Origin of the sequence: Streptomyces sp. NPDC058525, from assembly GCF_042719495.1 — a bacterium.
Lineage (GTDB): Bacteria > Actinomycetota > Actinomycetes > Streptomycetales > Streptomycetaceae > Streptomyces.
The window spans coordinates 52,818-74,452 of the sequence record NZ_JBHXNP010000036.1 but is presented as its reverse complement, the minus strand read 5'-3'; the positions used below and the strand labels follow the sequence as shown (position 1 = coordinate 74,452).

Annotated in this window: 9 protein-coding genes; 8 read left to right on the top strand and 1 reads right to left on the bottom strand. The window is 75.4% G+C overall.

Going from position 1 to position 21,635, the window contains the following annotated elements:
• Positions 1 to 466 precede the first annotated feature (466 nt).
• From ACFWP3_RS18660 to ACFWP3_RS18640, 5 genes are all read left to right on the top strand, one after another.
• Positions 467 to 1,051, top strand: a complete 585-nt coding sequence (locus ACFWP3_RS18660) for a hypothetical protein (RefSeq protein ID WP_384222098.1) — start codon at positions 467 to 469, stop codon at positions 1,049 to 1,051.
• A 181-nt stretch (positions 1,052 to 1,232) separates the two neighbouring features.
• On the top strand, positions 1,233 to 1,868 hold the full coding sequence (locus tag ACFWP3_RS18655; protein WP_384222095.1) for an isochorismatase family protein: 636 nt from the start codon (positions 1,233 to 1,235) through the stop codon (positions 1,866 to 1,868).
• Entirely contained in the window at positions 1,868 to 2,740 is an 873-nt protein-coding gene (argB, locus tag ACFWP3_RS18650; RefSeq protein ID WP_384222092.1) for an acetylglutamate kinase, read from the top strand. Before ACFWP3_RS18655 ends, argB begins: the two co-directional genes overlap by 1 nt.
• 145 nt (positions 2,741 to 2,885) lie before the next feature.
• Complete coding sequence (locus tag ACFWP3_RS18645; protein ID WP_384222090.1) at positions 2,886 to 4,280, top strand: lysine N(6)-hydroxylase/L-ornithine N(5)-oxygenase family protein; 1,395 nt, start codon at positions 2,886 to 2,888, stop codon at positions 4,278 to 4,280.
• 67 nt (positions 4,281 to 4,347) lie between these two features.
• Entirely contained in the window at positions 4,348 to 4,557 is a 210-nt protein-coding gene (locus ACFWP3_RS18640) for an MbtH family protein (protein ID WP_384222087.1), read from the top strand.
• Between the two features lie 82 nt (positions 4,558 to 4,639).
• Here ACFWP3_RS18640 and ACFWP3_RS18635 read toward each other — a convergent pair whose 3' ends face one another.
• Positions 4,640 to 5,140, bottom strand: a complete 501-nt coding sequence (locus tag ACFWP3_RS18635) for a GNAT family N-acetyltransferase (protein ID WP_384222085.1) — start codon at positions 5,138 to 5,140, stop codon at positions 4,640 to 4,642.
• Positions 5,141 to 5,334: 194 nt separating this feature from the next.
• Between ACFWP3_RS18635 and ACFWP3_RS18630 the strand changes: the two genes are divergently transcribed.
• The 3 genes from ACFWP3_RS18630 to ACFWP3_RS18620 all read left to right on the top strand — a co-directional run bounded on the left by ACFWP3_RS18630 (position 5,335) and on the right by ACFWP3_RS18620 (position 21,626).
• Positions 5,335 to 5,574, top strand: a complete 240-nt coding sequence (locus ACFWP3_RS18630; protein ID WP_384222082.1) for a phosphopantetheine-binding protein — start codon at positions 5,335 to 5,337, stop codon at positions 5,572 to 5,574.
• Positions 5,575 to 5,613: 39 nt separating this feature from the next.
• Entirely contained in the window at positions 5,614 to 6,960 is a 1,347-nt protein-coding gene (gene entS, locus ACFWP3_RS18625; protein WP_384222081.1) for an enterobactin transporter EntS, read from the top strand.
• A gap of 350 nt (positions 6,961 to 7,310) precedes the next feature.
• Positions 7,311 to 21,626 (top strand): amino acid adenylation domain-containing protein, encoded by a 14,316-nt coding sequence (locus ACFWP3_RS18620; RefSeq protein WP_384222078.1) that lies wholly within the window; start codon positions 7,311 to 7,313, stop codon positions 21,624 to 21,626.
• Positions 21,627 to 21,635 lie beyond the last annotated feature (9 nt).

Below are 21,635 nucleotides of genomic sequence, written 5' to 3'. Positions count from 1 at the left end.
CGGAGGGGCGCCCGAGTACTGGACGTACTTGGGCGCCCCGACAACGCGGCGAGGCGCGGTGCCTGGGGGCACCTCCCAGCGGTAGCTGGGGGAGCAAGATCCGAAAGAGACGGCCTAGGCGCGCACGGACGGCGCGGCCGCCGCACCGGGGCACGGGGCCGTCCGCCCGCACCGGAACCCCCGCCCCCTACATGGCCGTTCCCGAGGCCAAGGCGCTGCTGACCGACCGGGGCGAGCTCGGCCGGTACGTCACGCCCGAGCCCGTCGCGGCCACCCGCACGCACGCGCGGCCAGGTTGCGAGCCACCGGGCATCCCCGCCGGACGGACGGACGCGACTGAGGCGCATATCTCCCCACCCAGCACATTATTAGGTTAGGCTTACCTAATAGTGGGGGTGTGGGGATGCAGGACAAAGCACGGCACCGAGCACAGCATGACGCGTGGGCCGATGAGGTACTGGCCTGGATGAGCTCCCAGGAGGAGGTCGGCCAGGCCTTGCGCGAAGCGCTGCGCCGCTCGCCCAGCCAGCGCGAGGAGACGCTCGCCCGGATGGCGGACGCCCTCCGCGGGGCGGCCCAGGGACTGACCATCCCCGGGTGCGCGGCCGCGGCGGGCGTCCCCGAGCGCACCTTGCGCGAATGGCTCGATATCGACGCCAGCTTCGCGGGCGCCCTCCGCGCCGCGCACGCGCTGGCCGAGGCGCACGGCCTCAGACCGGGGGCGGCGCCCACCCCCGCCGCACTGCACCTCATCCTGAACGCGATCCGCAAGGGCGCCACCGGGCCGGCGGCGGCGAGCCTCGTCGGGATCTCCATCCGCGGGTTCAACCGCCTGCGCACCGAGGCGCCGCCCGTGGCGGCCCTGATCGCGGCGGCCCAGCGGGCCCGTACGGCCAAGGCGAGCGCGGGCCGACGGCGCAGACGCCCCAGCGCCACGGCCCGCCGCACCGAGTACCGGATCGTACAGCTCGACGATCCCATCCTGTCCCCGTGCAGCCAACCGGACGATTCCGCAGGCGGGTTGGGCGAAAACCGCGCACGACGCGACTGAGCAGGCGATCATCGTGAAGGACGGATCGGACGGCACGCTCCACGCCCCCGAACGGACTACTTAGGTTAGGCTAAGCTAAGTAGTACTTGAGGGGGTGGAGCATCCTCCGGCCCTCGTCGTGCTTCGCGCGCCCGTTCACCACCGGTGCCCTTCGAAGCGCCGGTACCGAGGAGATCCAGCCGTGGGCCCTGCGACCATCGACCCCTACCCCATGCCGACCCAGAACACCGTGCCGCGGTCCGTGGCGCCCTGGTCCGTCGACCCCGACCGGGCCGCCCTGCTCATCCACGACATGCAGAACCACCTGCTCCACCCCTTCCCCCGCGGCCTCCCGCCCCTCGTGGACCTGATCGGCAACATCTCCGCACTGCGCCGCGCCGCACGACGGCTCGACCTCCCGGTGGTCTTCAGTACGGAACCGCCCGCCGAACGCCCCGAACAGCGGGGCCTCGCCGCCGAGATGGACACCGGGCGGACCGGACCGGACCGCGACGTGTCGATCACCGGGGAGCTGACCCCCCGCCGCGGCGAGCACGTCATCACCAACGTGCGGCACAACGCCTTCCTGCGCAGCCACCTGGAGCGCATCCTGCGCACCACCGGCCGCGACCAGCTGATCCTGTGCGGGGTGTTCGCCCACTCGGGCGTCCTGCTCACCGCCGCGGACGCCTTCATGAACGACATCCAGCCATTCGTGGTCGCCGACGCGGTGGCCGACACCTCCGCGGAAGAGCACGCGCTCGCCCTTCGCTGGACGGCCGCCCGCGGTGCCGTCGTACGCACCACCGCGGCCCTCATCGACGAACTGGAAGCCTGATGACAACAGCCCTGCCGTGGCTGGAGCGGTTCCAAGGCCGCACCGTCGTGGTCAAGTTCGGCGGCAACGCCATGGTGAACGAAGAACTCAAAGCGGCCTTCGCCCAGGACGTGGTCTCCCTGCTGCGCGCGGGCCTCCGGCCGGTGGTCGTGCACGGCGGCGGCCCCCAGATCAGCGCGATGCTCGAACGGCTCGCCCTGGAGGTCCGGTTCGCCGCAGGACTGCGGGTGACCACCCCCGAGGTGATGCAGATCGTCCGGATGGTGCTGGCCGGCCAGGTCCAGCGGGACATCGTCGGACTCATCAACCACCACGGCGCCTTCGCCGTGGGAATGACCGGCGAGGACGCGCGCACCCTGTCCGCCGTCCGGCGGCCGGCCCTGGTGGACGGTACGGAGGTGGACATCGGCCTGGTCGGCGACATCGTCCACGTCGATCCCGGCACCCTGCGGGGCCTGCTGGACCGGGGGCGCGTCCCGGTGGTCTCCCCCATCGCCCGGGGAGCGGACGACGGGAACGTCTACAACATCAACGCGGACCTCGCCGCAGCCGCCCTCGCCGAGGCGCTGGACGCGGAGAAACTCGTGATGCTCACCGACGTCGCGGGCGTCTACGCGGACTGGCCGCACAGCACCCGGATCATCGACCGGCTCACCGCCCGCGAGCTGGAGAAACTGATGCCCTCGATGGCGGGCGGCATGGCACCCAAAATGGAGGGCTGCCTGCGTGCGGTGCGCTCCGGGGTCCGGATGGCGCACGTACTGGACGGCAGGGTTCCGCACGCCCTGGTACGGGACGTCTTCGCCGACGCGCGCACCGGCACCACGGTGGTGCCGGACGGCCCGCCGGGGCCGGGACTCCTCCCGCGCTGAACCCCGCGTGCCCAACCTCCATGGCAGTGCCCCGGATTGATCTCACGTCAGACCGGCCCGGGTCCAACTTGACAGTCTCCGAACTGTCGGAGATGTTAGGCCAGCCTTACCTAACCAAAAGAGGTAGGACTGAGGAAGGATGGGCATGTCCGCACCGCACGCGAGCTCCACACCCGGGGACGCTCTCCCGGACAGCAGGGACCTGGTGGGCATCGGCTTCGGGCCGGCCAACCTCGCCCTGGCGATAGCGATCCGGGAGCACAACGGCCGACGAGCCTCCGGCGAGGAGATCCGGGCCTCCTTCATCGAGCGCCAGGAGGACTTCGGCTGGCACCAGGGCATGCTCCTCGAAGGGGCCACCATGCAGGTGTCCTTCCTGAAGGACCTGGTCACGATGCGCAATCCCGGAAGCCCCTTCAGCTTCCTGCACTACCTGCAGGAGCGGGACCGGCTGGCCGATTTCATCAACCAGAAGACCTTTTTCCCCACCCGCCTCGAGTTCCACGACTACTTCCGCTGGTGCGCCGCCTCCTTCACCGGGCAGGTCGACTACGGCACCGAGGCCGTCGAGGTGCGGCCGGCCGGCTCCAGGGACGACGCGGACCACCTGGACGTCATCACCCGGCCCACGTCCGGGACCGGGCCGCGGCGCGTCACCCGCACCCGCAACCTCGTCCTCGGGACCGGGCTGCGCCCGCACGTCCCGGACGGGATCAGCACCGGCCCGCGCATCTGGCACAACCGCGACCTGCTGCACCGCGCCCCGGGGCTGACCGTCCGCCCGCACCGGCGCTTCGTCGTCGTCGGGGCCGGGCAGTCGGCCGCGGAGACCGCCGACCACCTGCACCGCACCTTCCCGGACGCCGAGGTCTGCGCAGTGTTCACCCGGTACGGGTACAGCCCCGCCGACGACTCCCCGTTCGCCAACCGGATCTTCGACCCGGCCGCCGTGGACGAGTTCTACCAGGCTCCGGAGGAGGTCAAGCAGCAGCTGATCGGCTACCACTCCAACACCAACTACGCGGTGGTGGACGGCGATCTGATCGAGCACCTGTACCGGACCGTCTACCAGGAGAAGGTCGCGGGCACCGAGCGGCTGCGCGTGCTGAACACCACCGCCCTGACCTCCGTGGAGGAACTTCCCGACGGGGCACGGGCCGTGGTGCGCTCCCTCACCACGGGAGAGACGCTCACCCTCGACTGCGACGCGATCGTGCTGGCCACCGGCTACCGCCCCACCGACCCGGCGGAGCTGCTCGGCGACCTGGCCGGCGAGTGCCTCACGGACGGGCAGGGGCGGCTGCGCGTCGGCCGCGACCACCGGGTGGAGACCACCGGCCGCATCCGGGCCGGCATCTACGTCCAGGGCGCCGCCGCCGAGCACACCCACGGCATCACCGCCTCCCTGCTGTCCACGCTGGCCGTGCGCTCCGGGGAGATCTGCGACTCCCTGCTGCTGCGCGTCGCCGAGCGCGAGGTGCAGAGCACCCTGGCGGCCGAGGCGGCGGCCGCCGCGGACGGCGTCCCCGCCCACCGCTGACCCCCTCCGCCCCGCTCCACCCCACCCCCGCACCGACCGGCCCGGTCACCACCCGAGGAGAGACTCCATGGCCACCACCAACCCCTTCGAGGACGACGACGCCCGCTACTTCGTCCTCGTGAACTCCGAGAACCAGCACTCGCTCTGGCCCGCCTTCGCGGAGATCCCCGCGGGCTGGACCGTGGTGCACGGCGAGGACAGCCGGCAGGGCTGCGCCGCGTACACGGACACCCACTGGACCGACATGCGGCCCGCCGGCCTCGCCGCCAGGGGCTGATCGACGACACCCGGCGGTACACGCGGGGCCGGGCCGGAGCATCAGCTCCGGCCCGGCCCCGGTCGTGTGCGGACCGTACGGTTCAGAGCCGGCGCGAGAGCACCTCGGAGCCGCGGGCGGGATCCAGCGCCGCCGCCCAGGCGGCGGGCGCCCGTCCCGGGCCGGCCGGCGCGAAGCCGTGCCGGCGGAAGAGGGCCGCGCCGCTGACGGTCGCGGTGAAGACCTCCCGCACCGAGCGGCCCCTGGCCTCGGCGAAGGCGGCGCGCAGCAGCGTGGCGCCCAGGCCCTGCCCCTGGCTCCTCCGGTCGACGCAGAAGTTGTAGAGCACGGCGGCCCCGTCCCCCTCGTCGCTGAGGGCGAGACAGCCCCGCACCGGGGTCGGGCCGCGGCCCGTCACGAGGATGAACTCCCGGGCGTGCGCCCGGTAGTGGTCGATGCTGCGGTGCCTGAGCGCGCCGGAGCGGATGAAGGCCAGGGAGAGCGCGTGGAGGGCCGGGGCGTCCTGGGGGCGGGCCCTGCGGACCAGCGGCGTGGGATCGTCCGCGCCGTGGACCGGCGGACGGGGCGTGGCGGCAGTAATCACAAATTGAGGTTAGCCTTCCCTAAGTTGACCTGCAATCCAGCCCCCGCGCCCAACGCGCCGCGCACAGGGGCCAGTTGACCGAAGCAGGGGCCGGAAGCCCATCACGTCCGGCTTGACGCGCACCGGGTTACCTAGTTAGGTAAGCCTTACCTAAATCCTAGGCCTAGGGTGGCCGACCCAAGGAGAGTCGCTCCATGCCCGCATCCCCGTCGTTCACGCTCGACCGCCTGGTCCGCGATGTCGCCGACGTGCTCTACACGGAGCCCTCCGACGTCTCCGTGGAGGAGGACCTCCTGGACCAGGGCCTCGACTCGATCCGGCTGATGTCGCTCGTCGAGAAATGGCGGGCCGAAGGCGCCCGGATCACCTTCGTGGAGCTCGCCGAGCGGCCGACCCTGCGCCAGTGGGCCGACCTGCTCACCGCCGCGCCCTGACCCCCTCCTCCTCCGCCCCTGCCCGCCCCGGAGCCCTCCGTGCCCTTGCGTGACTTCGTCATAGACATCGAACCCCTGCGCACCAGCCGCGACTTCCGCGCGATCTTCATCGCCCGCGTGGTGTCGCTGTTCGGCCTCGGCATGGCGACGGTGGCCCTGTCCGCCCAGGTGTACGGACTGACGCGCTCGACCTTCGACGTCGCCGTCGCCAGCACGATCATGAGCGTCACCGTGCTGCTCGGATCGCTCTGGGGCGGGGTGATGGCCGACCGGACCGACCGCAGGCGCCTGATCGTGTGCGCCCGCGGTGCCGCCGCGCTCGCCTTCGCCGGCCTCGCCGTGAACGCGATGCTCCCCGAGCCGACCCTGTGGGGCATCTACCTGTGCGTCGCGTGGGACGGCCTGGCCACGGGCGTCAGCGTCACGGCCCTGATGGCCGTCGCCCCGACGCTCGTACGCCCCGACCAACTCCCCGCCGCGGGCGCGCTGATCTCGCTCACCGGTGAGATCGGCTCCATCAGCGCGCCCTTCCTCGGCGGCGTCCTGCTCGCCCTGTGGGGCCCCGGCCCGGTCTTCGCCTTCACCGCCGTCACCACCGCCGTCACCACGCTCCTGATCGCCCGGATCCGGCCGCTGCCGCCGGGCAAGGACCTCGAGGACGAAGACGGGCCGGAAGGCACCGACGGCGGCACCGACGCCGCCGACAACGGATCGCTGCTCGTCGCCTTCCGGTACGCCCTGCGCCACCGCGTCGTCGGCGGACTGCTCCTGCTCGGCGGGGTCATGGCCCTGTTCAACGTCCCCGTCGTGCTGTTTCCCGAGATGGTGGACCGCCAGTTCCACGGCAGCGAGGTCATGCTCGGCCTCCTGTACACCGCCCCGGCGGTCGGCGCGGTCGCCGTCTCGGCCACCAGCGGCTGGCTGACCCGGGCCGCCCGGCCCGGCCGGCTCCTGCTCGGCGCCGCCCTCGTCGGCGGTCTGGCCACCGTGGGCTTCGGACTCAGCGGCCACATCTGGGTCGCCTTCGTCCTGCTCGCCGTGTGCGGGGCCGCCGGAACCGTGTACGAGATCCTCGAGTACGCCCTCGTCCAGCACAACACCCCGGACCGGCTGCGCGGCCGCATCGTCAGCGTCATCACCACCCAGGGCACCACCGGCGGCGTCGTCGGCGACGTCGAAGTCGCCGCCCTCGCCCGCTGGTTCAGCCCCGGCGGAGCCGCCGTCGTCAACGGCGCCATCTGCGCCGTGGCCGCCCTGGCCGTGGCCGTGACCGTACCGGGCCTGCGCAAGGCCACCCTCCCCCGCGAGGAACGCGACGACGAGGGCCCCGACCCGGACCCCGCCGACCACCTCACCCCCGCCGGCCCTCCGGCCCCCGCGGCCTAGGCGGCCCCGGGCCGCCCCGCCGGGCCCGCCTCCCCGCCGGGCCCGCCGCCCCGCCCTCCCGGCCGGACGCCCGGGACGGCGCCGTCCGCCGCGACCCCGCCCAGCGCCACCGCCCACCGCCCACCGCCCAGCGCCCAGCGCCACCGCGCCGTCGGCCGCCGCCGGCGAGACCGGGCCCGCCGCCCCGCGCGGGCACGGCACCGGGCCGCCGGCCCGCCTCCCCGCGCACCCGCACCCGCACCCGCACCCGCACCCGCACCCGGCCTGCCCGCAGGCCCCCCGCACTCCGTCGTCACCCCTGCCGGTCCCGCCGCCGGCCGGTGCCCGCAGCGAACCTGGAGCACGATTCCATGACCGAGCGTCCCTCCCAGCGCCTTCCCCTCACCGGGGCCCAGACCGGTGTCTGGTACGGCCAGCGCCTCGCCCCCGACTCCCCGGTCTACAACGTCGGCCAGTACGTCGAGATCGACGGCCCCCTGGACGCGGACCTGTTCGTGGCCGCGCTGCGCCGGACGGTCGCCGAGAGCGAGGCGCTCACGGCCCGGTTCGCGGAGGACGAGGACGGCAATCCGTACCAGCTCACCTGGAGCGGACCCGCCTGCGGGCCGCTGGTCGCCGTGCTCGACCACACCGGCCAGGAGGACCCGTACGGCACCGCGCTCTCCCTCATGCGCACCGACATGGCCCGCCCCGTCGACCCGGTCCGCGACTCCCTGTGCGTGTTCACCCTCCACAAGGTCGGCCCGGACCGCACGCTCTGGTACCAGCGGGCCCACCACATCGTGCTCGACGCCTTCGGGTTCTCCCTGGTCTCCCGGCGCACCGCCGAGGTCTACACCGCCCTCGTCCGCGGCGAGGAGCCGCCGCCCGCCCCCTCCGGCGGCCTGGAGGCCGTGATCGCCGAGGAGGAGGCCTACCGCCCCTCCCCGCGGTGCGCCGAGGACCGCGCGTACTGGCTGGAGCGGCTCGCCGACCACCCCGAACCGGAACCGCTCGCCGGCGCCCGCTTCCCCGCGGCCCACGCCTTCCTGCGCGACGGCGCCACCCTGACCGCCGACGAGACGGCCGGGCTGCTCGCCATCGCCCGTGCGGCACGGTCCAGTTGGGCCGACGTGATGACCGCCGCGTTCGCCGCGTACCTGCACCGGGCCACCGGGAGCCGGGACGTGCTGCTGTCCCTGCCCGCCATGGCGCGGCTCGGCTCGGCGGCCCTGAAGGTGCCCGCCATGGTCGTCAACGTGCTGCCGCTGCGGGTCTCCGTACGCCCGCAGACCCCGCTGGCCGAGCTGGTCGGCCAGGTCGCGTCCGACGTCCGCGACCTGCGCCGCCACCAGCGCTACCGTGCCGAGGACATCCGCCGCGACCTCGGGCTGTCGGGCCGCGAGCAGGGGCTGCTCGGGCCCATGGTCAACATCAAGGCCTTCGACAACGACCTCGACTTCGCCGGGGCGGCCGGCTCCGTGCACAACGTCGCCGCCGGACCGGTGGACGACCTCACCCTCGGCGTGCACCACGACGCCGCCGAGGGCCGCATCCGCTTCGAGCTCGACGCCAATCCGCAGGCGTACGACGCCGGGACGCTGGCCGCCCGGCGCGCCGAGTTCACCCACTTCCTGCGCGAGGCCGCCGCGGCCGGCCCGCAGGCACCCGTCGGGCGCCCGGACCTGCTCCCCGCGACGGCCCGCGACTCCCTGCTGCTCGACGCGAACGACACCTCCCGCCCCGTTCCGCCCGGCACGGTCGTCGACGCCTTCGAGGACGCCGCCCGGCTGCACCCCGCCCTGCCCGCGCTGATCGCGGGCGAGGAGACCCTGGACTACGCCGGGCTGGAGGAGCGCGCCAACCGGCTCGCCCGCCTGCTCATCGGGCGCGGCGCCGGCCCCGAGACCGTCGTCGGCCTCGCCCTGCCCCGCACCGCCGACCTCGTGGTGGCCCTGCTCGCCGTACTGAAGGCGGGCGGCGGCTACCTCCCGCTCGACCTCGACTACCCCGCCGACCGGCTGGAGTTCATGGTCGCGGACGCCCGCCCGCTGTGCGTGCTGACCACCCTCGGCCACGCGGCGGCCGCCCCCGTCGTGGACGGGGTCGAGACCATCGTCCTCGACGCACCCGACACCCTCGCCGAGCTCGCCGACACCGCCGCCACCGCCCCCTCGGACGCCGACCGCACCGCGCCGCTGACCGGCGACCACCCCGCGTACGTGATCTACACCTCGGGCTCCACGGGCCGCCCCAAGGGCGTGGTCGTCCCGCACGCGGCCCTGGCCAACTTCCTGCGCATGCAGGCCCACGAGCTCGAACTGGCCCCGGCCGAGCGGCTCGTCGCCGTCACCACCATCTCTTTCGACATCGCCGCCCTGGAGATCCACACCCCGCTGATCTGCGGCGCCACCGTGGTCCTCGCCGACCGCGACACCGTACGGGACCCGGCCGCGCTCGCCGCGCTCGTCGACGCCCACGCCCCCGCCGTCATGCAGGCCACCCCCTCGCTGTGGCACGCACTGCTGGAGGACGGCCGCCCGGCCTCGCTCGGCGGCACCCGCGTCCTCGTCGGCGGAGAGGCCCTGCCCGCCGCCCTTGCCGAACGCCTCGCGCGCACCGCGCGGTCGGTCACCAACGTGTACGGCCCGACCGAGGTCACCGTCTGGGCCACCTCCAGCCCGCTCGCCCCGGACCACACCGGCGTCCCGGGCATCGGCACGCCCTTCTGGAACACCCGCGCCTACGTCCTGGACGGCGCCCTGCGCCCGGTCGGGGCCGGCCGCCCCGGCGAGCTGTACCTCGCCGGGGACCAGCTGGCCCGCGGCTACCTCGGCCGGCCCGCGCTGACCTCGGAGCGGTTCACCGCCGATCCGTACGGCCCGGCCGGCAGCCGGGTGTACCGCACCGGAGACCTCGTACGCCGCGCCGCGGACGGCTCGATCTCCTTCCTCGGCCGGGTGGACGACCAGGTCAAGCTGCGCGGCTTCCGCATCGAACTCGGCGAGATCGAGAGCGCGCTGACCGTCGGCGAGGGCGTGGACCGGGCCGTGGCCCTGGTCCGCGAGGACCTCCCCGGCTTCCCCCACCTCGTCGGCTACGTCACGCCCGCGGCCGGCGGCCCCGCGCCCGACGCGGCCGGGCTGCGCCGGGCCCTCGCGGAGCGGCTGCCGGAGTACATGGTGCCGTCCGCCGTGGTCCTCCTCGACGCCTTCCCGCTGACCGCCAACGGCAAGATCGACCGCCGTGCGCTGCCCGCCCCCGACCTGGCCGCGCCGGCGGCCGCCGGGGCCCGGGCCCCGCGCGGCGCCCGCGAGGAGATCCTCTGCGGCGTCTTCGCCGACGTGCTCGGCCTGGACTCCGTAGGCCCCGACGACGACTTCTTCACCCTCGGCGGCCACTCCCTGCTGGCCGCACGGGTGATCGCCCGGGTGCGCACCGCGCTGGGCAGCGAGTGCGGGATCCGGGACGTGTTCGAGGCGCGGACGGCGGCCGCCCTGGCCGCGCTGCTCGCCGGACGCACGGCCGCCGCCCGCCCGGCGCCCGCCGCGGGCCCGCGCCCCGACCCGCTGCCGCTCTCGTACGCGCAGCAGCGCCTGTGGTTCGTCCACCAGATGGAGGGCGCGAGCGCCACCTACAACATCCCGTTCGTGGTGCGCTTCGACACGGCGCTCGACGCGGACGCGCTGGACGCGGCGCTGCGGGACGTGGCCGGCCGGCACGAGACCCTGCGGACCGTCTTCGGCGAGCGGGACGGGGAGCCGTACCAGCGGGTGCTCGACGTGGCCGCGGCCGGAGTGCGGCTGTACGTGGAGGACGTGGCCGCGGCCGGGTTCGAGGCGGCGGTCGGGGCGGCGCTGGGGCACCTCTTCGACCTGTCGGCGCAGGCTCCGCTGCGGGTGACGCTGGTGCGCGAGGAGGCCGGCGGGGCCCACGCCCTGGTGGTCCTGCTGCACCACATCGCGAGCGACGAGTGGTCGATGGGGCCGTTCCTGCGCGACCTGGAGCGGGCCTACGCGGCCCGGTGCGCGGGCGACGCGCCGGAGCTCGGGGTCCCGGCCGTGCAGTACGCCGACTTCGCGCTGTGGCAGCGGGAGCTGCTGGGCGCGGCGCGGGCGCCGGGTTCGCTCGCCGCCCGGCAGGCCGCGTACTGGCGCGAGGCCCTGGCGGAGCTGCCGCCGGAGGCCGGGCTGCCGGCCGACCGGCCGCGGCCCGCGGTGGCCGATCCGGCCGGTGCGATGGTCTTCCGGCAGGTTCCGCGCGAACTGGCCTCCGCCGTCAGGTCGCTGGCCCGCGAGAGCGGCACCAGCGTGTTCATGGTGGTGCACGCGGCGGTGGCGGCGGTGCTGCACCGGCTCGGGGCGGGCGAGGACATCGTGCTGGGCAGCCCCGTCGCCGGCCGCGGCGACAGCGCGCTCGACGAGCTCGTCGGCTTCTTCGTCAACACGGTGGTGCTGCGCACCGACCTGTCCGGCGACCCGTCCTTCCGGGAGCTGCTGGAGCGGGTGCGCACGGCCGACCTGGCCGCGCTGGACCACGCGGACCTGCCCTTCGACCGGGTCGTGGAGGAGGTCAATCCGCAGCGCTCGCTCGCCCGGCACCCGCTGTTCCAGACGATGGTGTCGTACAGCACGGTGACGCAGGACGTGGCGAACCTGTTCGGGCTGCCCACCCGGGTGGACCGGGTGGACCCGGGTGTGACCAAGTTCGACCTCGACGTCACCTTCGCGGACGCGGCGCACGGCGAGGACCTGGAGCTGGAGGTCTTCTACGCGACCGCGCTGTTCGACCGGGCGACCGTGGAGACGTTCACGGACCGGCTGCTGCGCGCGCTGGCCGCGGCCGTCGCGGCGCCCGCGGACCCGGTGTCGTGGTGGGAGCTGCGGGACGCGGCCGAGCGGGCCCGGCAGGCCCGCTGGAACGACACGGACCGCCCGGTGGAGCCGGGGACGGTGACGGAGGTGTTCGCGGCGAGCGCGGCCGCCGCCCCGGACGCGCTCGCCGTGGTCGCCGGACCGGAGCGGCTGACCTTCGCCGAACTCGACGACCGGGCGGGCCGGCTGGCCGCGCTGCTCGCCGGGCACGGCGTCGGACCGGACGCGGTGGTGGCGCTGGCCGTGCCGCGCTCGGCCGACACGGTCGTGGCGACCCTGGCCGTCCTGCGGGCGGGCGGCGCCTACCTGCCGCTGGACCTGGACCACCCCGCCGAGCGGATCGCGTTCATGCTCGAGGACGCGGCCCCCCTGTGCGTGGTGACGACCCGGGCGGTCGCGGACCGGCTGCCCGGCACGGACCGGCTGCCCGGCACGGCCCTGCTGGTGCTGGACGACCCCGGCACGGTGGAGCGGCTGGCGGCCACCGCCCCCGCGGCCCGCGTGCCCGTGGACCCGGAGCACGCCGCGTACGTCATCTACACCTCCGGCTCCACCGGCCGCCCCAAGGGCGTCGTGCTGCGGCACGCCGGTCTGACCCGGCTCTTCCGCGACCACGAGCGGGAGCTGTACCTGCCCGTCGCCGAGCGGCTCGGACGGCGGGTGCGGGCCCTGCACACGGCCTCGTTCTCCTTCGACTCCTCGTGGGAGCAGCTGCTGTGGCTGGTGGCCGGGCACGAGCTGCACGTCCTCGACGAGTACGGCCGCCGGGACGCCGACGCGGTCGTGGCCTACGTGCGCGCGGAGCGGATCGACACGCTCGACGTGACCCCCTCGTACGGCCGTCAGCTGGTGGACGCCGGGCTGCTGGCCGGCGACTGGCGGCCGCCGCTGTTCCTGCTCGGCGGGGAGGCGGTGCCGCCCGCGCTGTGGGAGGAGCTGCGCGCCGTCACCGGTGTGGAGGTCGTCAACTACTACGGTCCGACCGAGTTCACGGTGGACGCGCTGGTCGCGCGCGTGGGCGACTGCGCCTCGCCGGTGGTGGGGCGGCCGCTGGACAACGGCCGGGCGCACGTCCTGGACGGGCGGCTGCGGCCGGTTCCGGTGGGCGTGCCCGGTGAGCTGTACCTGGCGGGCGAGCAGAACGCGCGCGGCTACCTGGGCCGCTTCGCGCTGACGGCCGAGCGTTTCGTCGCGGACCCGTTCGGCGCCCCGGGCACCCGGATGTACCGGACGGGCGACCTCGTGCGGTGGCGCTCCGACGGGCTGCTGGAGTTCCTGGGCCGGGCCGACGACCAGGTCAAGATCCGCGGCTTCCGGGTGGAGCCGGCCGAGGTGGAGGCCGAACTCGCGGCTCTGGACGGGGTGTCCTCGGCCGCCGTGGTGGTCCGGGAGGACGAGCCGGGCCTGCCGAGGCTCGTCGGCTACGTCACGGGCACGGCCGATCCGGCCCGGCTGCGGGCCGAGCTGGCCGGGCGGCTGCCCGAACACCTGGTGCCGGCCGCCGTGGTGGTCCTGCCGGTGCTGCCGACGAACGTGAACGGCAAGCTGGACCGGTCGGCACTGCCGGTTCCGGTGATGGCCGCCGACGGCACCGGCAGGCGCCCGTGCGGGGCCGCCGAGGAGCGGATCGCCGAGGTCTTCGCCCAGGTGCTGGGGGTGGCCTCGGTCGGGGCCGACGAGGACTTCTTCACGCTGGGCGGGCACTCCCTGCTGGCCACCCGCGTGGTGGCCCGGGTCCGGGCGGTACTGGGCACCGAGTGCTCGGTGCGGGACGTGTTCGAGCTGCGCACGGTCGCCGCGCTCGCGGACCGGCTGTCGGGCCGCGCCGCGGCGGTGCGCCCGGCGCTGGCGGCCGGTCCGCGTCCGGAGCGGCTGCCGCTGTCGTACGCGCAGGCCCGTCTGTGGTTCCTGCACCGGATGCAGGGCGCGAACTCCACCTACAACGTCCCGCTCGCGCTGCGGCTGCGCGGGCAGTTGGACACGGCCGCGCTGGAGGCGGCCGTGCACGCGGTGACGGCGCGCCACGAGGCGCTGCGCACCGTCTACGCGGAGGACGCGCAGGGCCCGTACCAGCGGGTGCTGGAGCCCGCGGAGGTGTCGGTGCCCTTCGCGGTGACGGACGTCGAGCCGGCCGGGCTGGGCCGGAGCCTCGACGCGGCGGCCGGGCACGCCTTCGACTTGGAGGCCGAGACGCCGCTGCGGGTCACGGTGCTGCGCACCGCCGCCGACGACCAGGTGCTGCTCCTGCTGCTGCACCACATCGCCGGTGACGAGTGGTCGGCCGGTCCGCTGCTGGCCGATCTGGCCGACGCCTACGCGGCCCGGTCCGCGGGCGGGGTGCTGGAGACCGCGCCCCCGCCGGTGCAGTACGCGGACTACGCGCTGTGGCAGCGCGAGCTGCTGGGCGACCCCGCCGTCCCCGGGTCCCTGGCGCACCGTCAGGCGGAGTTCTGGCGGCAGGCCCTCGCGGGCCTGCCGCAGGAGGCGGCGCTGCCCGTGGACCGGCCCCGGCCGGCGCTGCCCTCGCACGAGGGCCGCACGGTGACCGCGGCGCTGCCCGATCCGCTGGCGGCGGGTGTGGAGCGGCTGGCCGCGGCAGCGGGCACGACGGTGTACACGGTGGTCACGGCGGCGGTGGCGGCGCTGCTGCACCGGCTGGGGGCGGGCGAGGACATCGCGCTCGGCAGCCCGGTGGCGGGGCGCGGCGAGGAGGCCCTGGACGGTCTCGTCGGCTTCTTCGTGAACACCTTGGTCATCCGGGCCGACCTGTCGGGCGGTCCCTCGTTCGGCGAGCTGCTGCGCCGTACGGCCGCCTTCGGCGCGGACGCCCTGGCCCACGCGGACCTGCCCTTCGACGCGGTCGTCGAGGCGGTCAACCCGGAGCGCTCGCTGTCGCGGCACCCGCTGTTCCAGACGATGGTGGCCTACGAGGACGGCGGCGCCGAGCCGGTGCGCGCGCTGGGCGGCCTGAGCGCCGAGGAGTTCCCGGTCGCGGCGGGCGACGCCAAGTTCGACCTGGAGATCCTCTTCCGCCGCTCCCCGGGCACCGGCGGCGCGCCCGCCACGATGACGTGCGGGGTGCGGTACGCGACCGACCTGTTCGACGGGGAGACCGTACGGTCCCTCCAGGCGCGGCTGCTGCGCCTGCTCGCCGCGGCCGTGGCGGCCCCGGACGTCCCGCTGGCCGAGCTGGAGCTGCTGGACCCCGCCGAGCGGGCGCTGGTCCTGGCCGGGTGGAACGACACCGCCCGGCCGGTGTCGCCGCAGACCCTGGACGCCCTGGTGGCGGCCGGTGCCCGGCGCGATCCGCTCGCCGCGGCGCTGGTCTTCGAGGGCCGGGAGCTGTCGCGCGCCGAGTTCGAGGAGCGGGTGAACCGGCTGGCGCGTCTGCTGATCGGCCGCGGTGTCGGGCCGGAGACGGTGGTGGCGGTGGCCCTGCCGCGCTCCTTCGACCTGGTCGTCGCCCTGCACGCGGTGATCCGGGCGGGCGGCGCCTACCTCCCGCTCGACCTCGGCCTGCCGGCCGAACGGCTCGCGTACATGGCGGAGTCGGCGGCGCCGCTCTGCCTGCTGACGGACCTGCCCTCGCTGGGGGCGCTGTCGGAGCTGGGCGACACCGAGATCCTGGTCCTGGACGCTCCGGACCAGGCGGCCGAGCTCGCCGCGCTGCCGTGCGGTCCGGTCGCGGACGCGGAGCGGCGCGAGCCGCTGCTGCCCCGCCACCCCGCGTACGTGATCTTCACCTCCGGCTCCACGGGCCGGCCCAAGGGGGTGCTGGTCGAGCACGAGGCGATCGTCAACCGGCTGCGCTGGATGCAGGACGCGTACGGGCTCGACGCCGACGACCGGGTGCTCCAGAAGACCCCGGCGAGCTTCGACGTCTCCGTCTGGGAGTTCTTCTGGCCGCTCGCCGAGGGCGTGCCGCTGGTCATAGCCCGCCCCGACGGGCACAAGGACCCCCGCTACCTCGCGGACCTGATCCGCGAACAGCGCGTGTCCGTCCTGCACTTCGTCCCGTCGATGCTCGCCGCGTTCCTCGGCGAGGGCGGGATCGCGGACTGCCCGGCGCTGCGCCTGGTCGTGTGCAGCGGCGAGGCCCTGCCGGGCGAACTCGTCGCCCGCTTCCACGAGTCCGCGCGCGGCACCGGAACCCGCCTGGTGAACCTGTACGGGCCCACCGAGGCGGCCGTCGACGTGACCGCCGCGGACTGCCCGGCTCCGGAGACCGGGGCGGACGCCGCCCGCGCCGCCGGCGCCTCCATCGGCGCCCCCGTGTGGAACACCCGGGTGTACGTCCTGGACGCGCGGCTGCGGCCGGTGCCCGTCGGGGTGCCCGGCGAGCTCTACCTGGCGGGCGTCCAGCTGGCCCGCGGCTACGTCGGGCGGCCCGGCCTGACCGCCGAGCGCTTCGCGGCCGACCCGTACGGCGCCCCCGGCAGCCGGATGTACCGGACCGGCGACCTGGTGCGGTGGAGCCGCGAGGGCCGGCTGGAGTACCTCGGCCGCACCGACGACCAGGTCAAACTGCGCGGCTTCCGCATCGAACTCGGCGAGATCCAGGCCGTCCTGGCCGGCGCACCGGAGGTGGCCCAGGCCGCCGTCGTCGTCCGCGAGGACCAGCCCGGCGTCCAGCGCCTGGTGGCCTACGCCGTCCCCGCGCCCGGCGCGAGCGCCGACCCGGCGGCCCTGCGCGAGCTGGCCGCCGCCCGCCTGCCCGAGTACATGGTCCCGGCGGTGGTGGTTCCGCTGGCGGCCCTGCCGACCACGGCCAACGGCAAGCTCGACCGGCGCGCCCTGCCCGCGCCCGCCGCTCCGGCCGCCGGGGCCTCGCGGGCCCCGCGCGACGCCCGGGAGGAGATCCTCGCGGGGATCCTGGCCGATGTGCTGGGCCTGGAGTCCGTGGGCGTGGAGGACGACTTCTTCGCGCTCGGCGGCCACTCGCTGCTGGCCGCCCGCGCCGTGAGCCGCTTCCGGGACGCCCTGGACGTGGACTGCGGCATCCGCGACCTGTTCGAGCTGCGCACGGTCGCGGCGCTCGCCGCCCGGCTCGGGGAGCGCACCGGCGCCGGACGTCCGCGCCTCGCCGCGGCCGGCCCGCGGCCGGAGCGGCTGCCGCTGTCCTTCGCCCAGCGCAGGCTGTGGCTGCTGGACAGCGTGCGCGGCCCCGGCACCACGTACAACGTGCCGCTGGCGGTACGGCTGGCGGGCCCGGTGGACGCCGTGGCGCTGGAGGCCGCCGTCCAGGACCTGGTCGGCCGGCACGAGAGCCTGCGGACCGTGCTGCGCGAGCACGAGGGCGAGCCGTACCAGGTGGTCCTCCCGGCCGAGCGGGCCTTCGTACCGCTGGCCGTGCGCGAGGTGGCCGCGGCGCGGCTGGAGGCCGAGGCGGTCCGCGCGGGCGGGCACGTCTTCGACCTGGCCGCCGAGCCTCCGGTACGGGTCACGCTGCTGCGGATCGCACCGGACGACCACCTGCTGGTGGTGCTGGTGCACCACATCGCGACGGACGAGGGTTCGGCCGGCCCGCTGCTGGCCGACCTGGACCTGGCGTACACCGCCCGGTCGGCGGGCGCCGAGCCCGTCTTCACCCCCCTGCCGGTGCAGTACGCCGACTTCGCGCTGTGGCAGCGCGGGCTGCTGGGCGATCCGGACGACCCGGATTCGGTGGCGGGCCGTCAGGCGGAGTACTGGCGCCGGGCGCTGGCCGGAGCCCCGGCGGAGGTGGCGCTGCCCGCCGACCGGCCCCGTCCGGCGGTCCCCTCGTACGAGGGCGACGTGGTGGCCTTCGAGGTCCCGGCGCGGACCGGGGCGGGGCTGGCGCGGATCGCCCGGGAGGGCGGTGCGACGCTGTTCATGGTGGCGCACGCCGCCGTCGCGGCGCTGCTGCACCGGCTGGGCGCGGGCGAGGACATCCCGCTGGGCAGTCCGGTCTCGGCCCGGGAGGGCGCGGAGCTCGACGGGCTCGTCGGCTTCTTCCTGAACACGCTGGTGCTGCGCGCCGATCTGTCCGGGGACCCGACCTTCGCCGAGCTGGTGGCGCGGGTGCGGGGCACCGGGCTGGCGGCCTTCGCCCACGCCGACCTGCCGCTGGAGGCGGTCGTGGAGGCGGTGGACCCGGAGCGGTCCCGCTCGCGCAACCCGCTGTTCCAGACGATGGTCACCTACCACTCGGCGGACAGCGACGTCCGGCGGCTGTTCGGGCTGCCCGCCCGGGAGTTCACCGTCGAGACCGGCGGCGCCAAGTTCGACCTGGAGATCGCCTTCGGGGCCTCCCGGGAGGACGGGGCGATCTCCGGCGGCATCCGCTTCGCGACCGACCTCTTCGACCGTGCGGGCGTCGAACTGCTCGCCCGGCGGCTGCTGTCGCTGCTGGACGCGGTCGTGGCCGCGCCGGACGGGCCGGTCTCCTCGGTCGAGGTGCTGGACCCGGCGGAGCGCGGGCTCGCGCTGGACGGCTGGAACGACACCGCCCGGGCCCTCACCGGCCCCCGCACGCTGGCCGCGCTGGTGTCCGCCGGGGCGAAGGACGCGACGGGGCCCGCGCTGGTCTTCGAGGGTCGGGAGCTGTCGCGCACCGAGTTCGAGGAGCGGGTGAACCGGCTGGCGCGTCTGCTGATCGGCCGCGGTGTCGGGCCGGAGACGGTGGTGGCGGTGGCCCTGCCCCGCTCCTTCGACCTGGTCGTCGCCCTGCACGCGGTGATCCGTGCGGGCGGCGCCTACCTCCCGCTCGACCTCGGCCTGCCGGCCGAACGGCTCGCCTACATGACCCGGACCGCAGGCCCCCTGCTGACACTTACCGACACAGTGTCGGCAAGTTTCCTGCCCGCCGAAGCCAGCGGCGAGCGGGTCCTGCTGGACTCCTCCCCCGTCCGGTCGGCGCTGGCGCCGCTGGACGGCGCGGACCTCGCGGACGCGGAGCGCCGCGAGCCGCTGCTCCCCCGCCACCCGGCGTACCTGATCTTCACCTCCGGTTCGACGGGCATGCCCAAGGGGGTGCTGGTCGAGCACGAGGCGATCGTCAACCGGCTGGAGTGGATGCAGGACGCCTACGCCCTGGCCCCCGGGGACCGGGTGCTCCAGAAGACCCCGGCGAGCTTCGACGTCTCCGTCTGGGAGTTCTTCTGGCCGCTCGCCGCGGGCGTCCCGCTGGTCGTCGCGCGCCCGGACGGCCACAAGGACCCGCTCTACCTCGCGGACCTGATCCGCGAACAGCGCGTCTCCGTGCTGCACTTCGTCCCCTCCATGCTCGGCGCCTTCCTCGGCGAGGGCGAGATCGCCGACTGCCCGGCCCTGCGCCTGGTCGTGTGCAGCGGCGAGGCCCTGCCCACCGAACTCGTCGCCCGCTTCCACACCTCGGCCGCGGGCGCCCCGGTGGCGCTGGAGAACCTTTACGGCCCGACGGAGGTGGCCGTCGACGTCACCTACGGCTCCTGCACGGCGGCCACCGCCGCCGAGGGCCGCGCGTCGGCGTCGATCGGCCTGCCGGTGTGGAACACCCGGGTCTACGCCCTCGACGCACGGCTGCGGCCGGTGCCCGTGGGCGTCCCCGGCGAGCTGTACCTGGCCGGCGTACAGCTGGCCCGCGGCTACCTCGGCCGGCCCGGCCTGACCGCCGAACGCTTCACGGCCGACCCCTACGGCGCGCCCGGCAGCCGGATGTACCGTACGGGCGACCTCGTACGGCGCCTCGCGGACGGCCGCCTGGACTACCTCGGCCGCACCGACGACCAGGTCAAGCTGCGCGGCTTCCGCATCGAACTCGGCGAGATCCAGGCCGTCCTGGCCGGCGCACCCGAGGTGGCCCAGGCCGCCGTCGTCGTCCGCGAGGACCAGCCGGGGGTGCGCCGCCTGGTGGCCTACGCCGTCCCCGCGCCCGGTGCGAGCGTCGATGCGGCGGCCCTGCGATCCCTGGCCGCCGCCCGCCTGCCCGAGTACATGGTCCCGGCCGTGTTCACGACGCTGGAGCGGCTGCCGCTGTCCGCGAACGGCAAGCTCGACCGGCGGGCCCTGCCCGCGCCGGCCGTCACGGCCCCGCCCGTCGCCCTCCCGGCCACCGCCCCCGCGGTGCCCGCCGGGACCCCGGAGCAGATCCTGTGCGCCCTGATGGGCGAGGTGCTGGGACTGCCGGGGGTCGGCCCCGACGCGAACTTCTTCGAGCTCGGCGGCGACAGCATCGTCTCCATCCGCCTGGTGGGCCTGGCCCGCAAGGCCGGACTGACCGTCTCGGCCCGGCAGATCTTCCAGCACCCGACCCCGGCCGCCCTGGCGGGCGTGGCCACCGTGCCCCAGGGCTCCCCGGCCCCCGCCGCCCGCGCCTCGGACGCGGGTCCCGGTCCGCTGCCGCTGCCCCCGGTGGCGGCCTGGCTGGCCGAACGGGGCGGGCCCTTCGCCTCGTTCGCGCAGGCCCGGCTGGCCCGGCTGCCCGTCGGGGCCGGGCGGGCGCACCTGGAGACCGCGCTGCAGGCCGTACTGGACCACCACGACGGGCTGCGCCAGCTGCTCACCGTGGCCCGGCCCGGGGTGTGGAGCGCGGAGATCCGCCCGGCCGGCGCGGTGGACGCCGCAGCCGTCCTGGACCACGTGGACGCGGCCGGACTGTCCGGCGGCGCCCTGCGGGAGCTGGTCACCGCCGAGTCGGAGCGGGTGTGGCGCCTGCTGGACCCCGGCTCGGGGGCGCTCGTCCGCGCCGTGCACCTCGACCTGGGGCCGGCCGAGCCGGGCCGGCTGCTGCTCGTCGTCCACCACTTCGCGGTGGACGAGGTGTCCTGGCAGATCCTGCTGCCCGACCTGCGGGCCGCGTACGAGGCCGCGGCGGCGGGCCGAACACCGGCCCTGGAACCGGTCGGGACCTCGCTGCGCGCCTGGACCACGCACCTGCTGGCCGAGGCGCAGAGCCCGCGCCGCACCGCCGAGCTGGACCGCTGGCTGGCGGCCGCCCCCGGCGGGCCGCTGCTCGCCGGACGTCCGCTCGATCCGCGGACCGACACGGCGGCCACCGCGCGCCGGCTGTCCGTACGGATCTCCGCCGAGCGGACGGCCCCGCTGCTGCAGGCCGTCCCGGCCGCCTTCCACGGCACGGTCGCGGACACCCTGCTGAGCGCGCTCGCGCTGGCGGTCGGCGACTGGGCGGCCCGCTCGGGGCGGCCCCGGCCCGACGGGTTCACGGTGGACCTGGAGGGCCACGGCCGGGAGCAGGAGCTGCTCCCGGGAGCCGACCTGACCCGCACGGTGGGCTGGCTGACCAGCATCCACCCGCTGCGGCTACCCGCCGGGGCCTACGACCCGGAGGCGGTGCTCGCCGGGCGCGCGGACGCCGGCGCGCTGCTCAAGGAGGTCAAGGAGCTGCTGCGGGCGGTGCCCGACGGCGGGCTCGGCGCGGGCCTGCTGCGGTACGCCAACCCGGCCACCGCGCGGCTGTTCGACCCGGCGGCCCGCGCCGAGATCCTGTGGAACTACCTGGGCCGGCAGACCGGCCGGGCCGACTCCGTGTGGGGTCCGGCACCGGAGGCGGACGCCGTGTCCGCCCGTCCCGACCCGGCGATGCCGCTGTCCCACGTACTGGAGATCACCGCGGAGATCACCGACGGGGACGGCGGCCCGGAGCTCACCGCGCACTTCATCTGGGCGGGCGAGGCGCTCTCCCAGGACACCGTCGGACAGCTCGCGGACGGCTGGACGGCCGCCGTGGACGCCCTCGCCGCCTGGGCGGACGGCGCCGCCTCCGGGGGGCACACCCCCTCGGACCTCGACCTGGTCGACCTCGACCAGGACCAGATCACCATGCTCGAAGAAATGTGGAGGGCCCAGCAGTGACGCAGGCGC

Coding starts and splice junctions, on each gene's coding strand:
- argB (WP_384222092.1), top strand. CDS start 1,868: ATGACAACAGCCCTGCCGTGGCTGGAGCGGTTCCAAGGCCGCACCGTC.
- ACFWP3_RS18640 (WP_384222087.1), top strand. CDS start 4,348: ATGGCCACCACCAACCCCTTCGAGGACGACGACGCCCGCTACTTCGTC.
- ACFWP3_RS18630 (WP_384222082.1), top strand. CDS start 5,335: ATGCCCGCATCCCCGTCGTTCACGCTCGACCGCCTGGTCCGCGATGTC.
- ACFWP3_RS18620 (WP_384222078.1), top strand. CDS start 7,311: ATGACCGAGCGTCCCTCCCAGCGCCTTCCCCTCACCGGGGCCCAGACC.
- ACFWP3_RS18660 (WP_384222098.1), top strand. CDS start 467: ATGAGCTCCCAGGAGGAGGTCGGCCAGGCCTTGCGCGAAGCGCTGCGC.
- ACFWP3_RS18645 (WP_384222090.1), top strand. CDS start 2,886: ATGTCCGCACCGCACGCGAGCTCCACACCCGGGGACGCTCTCCCGGAC.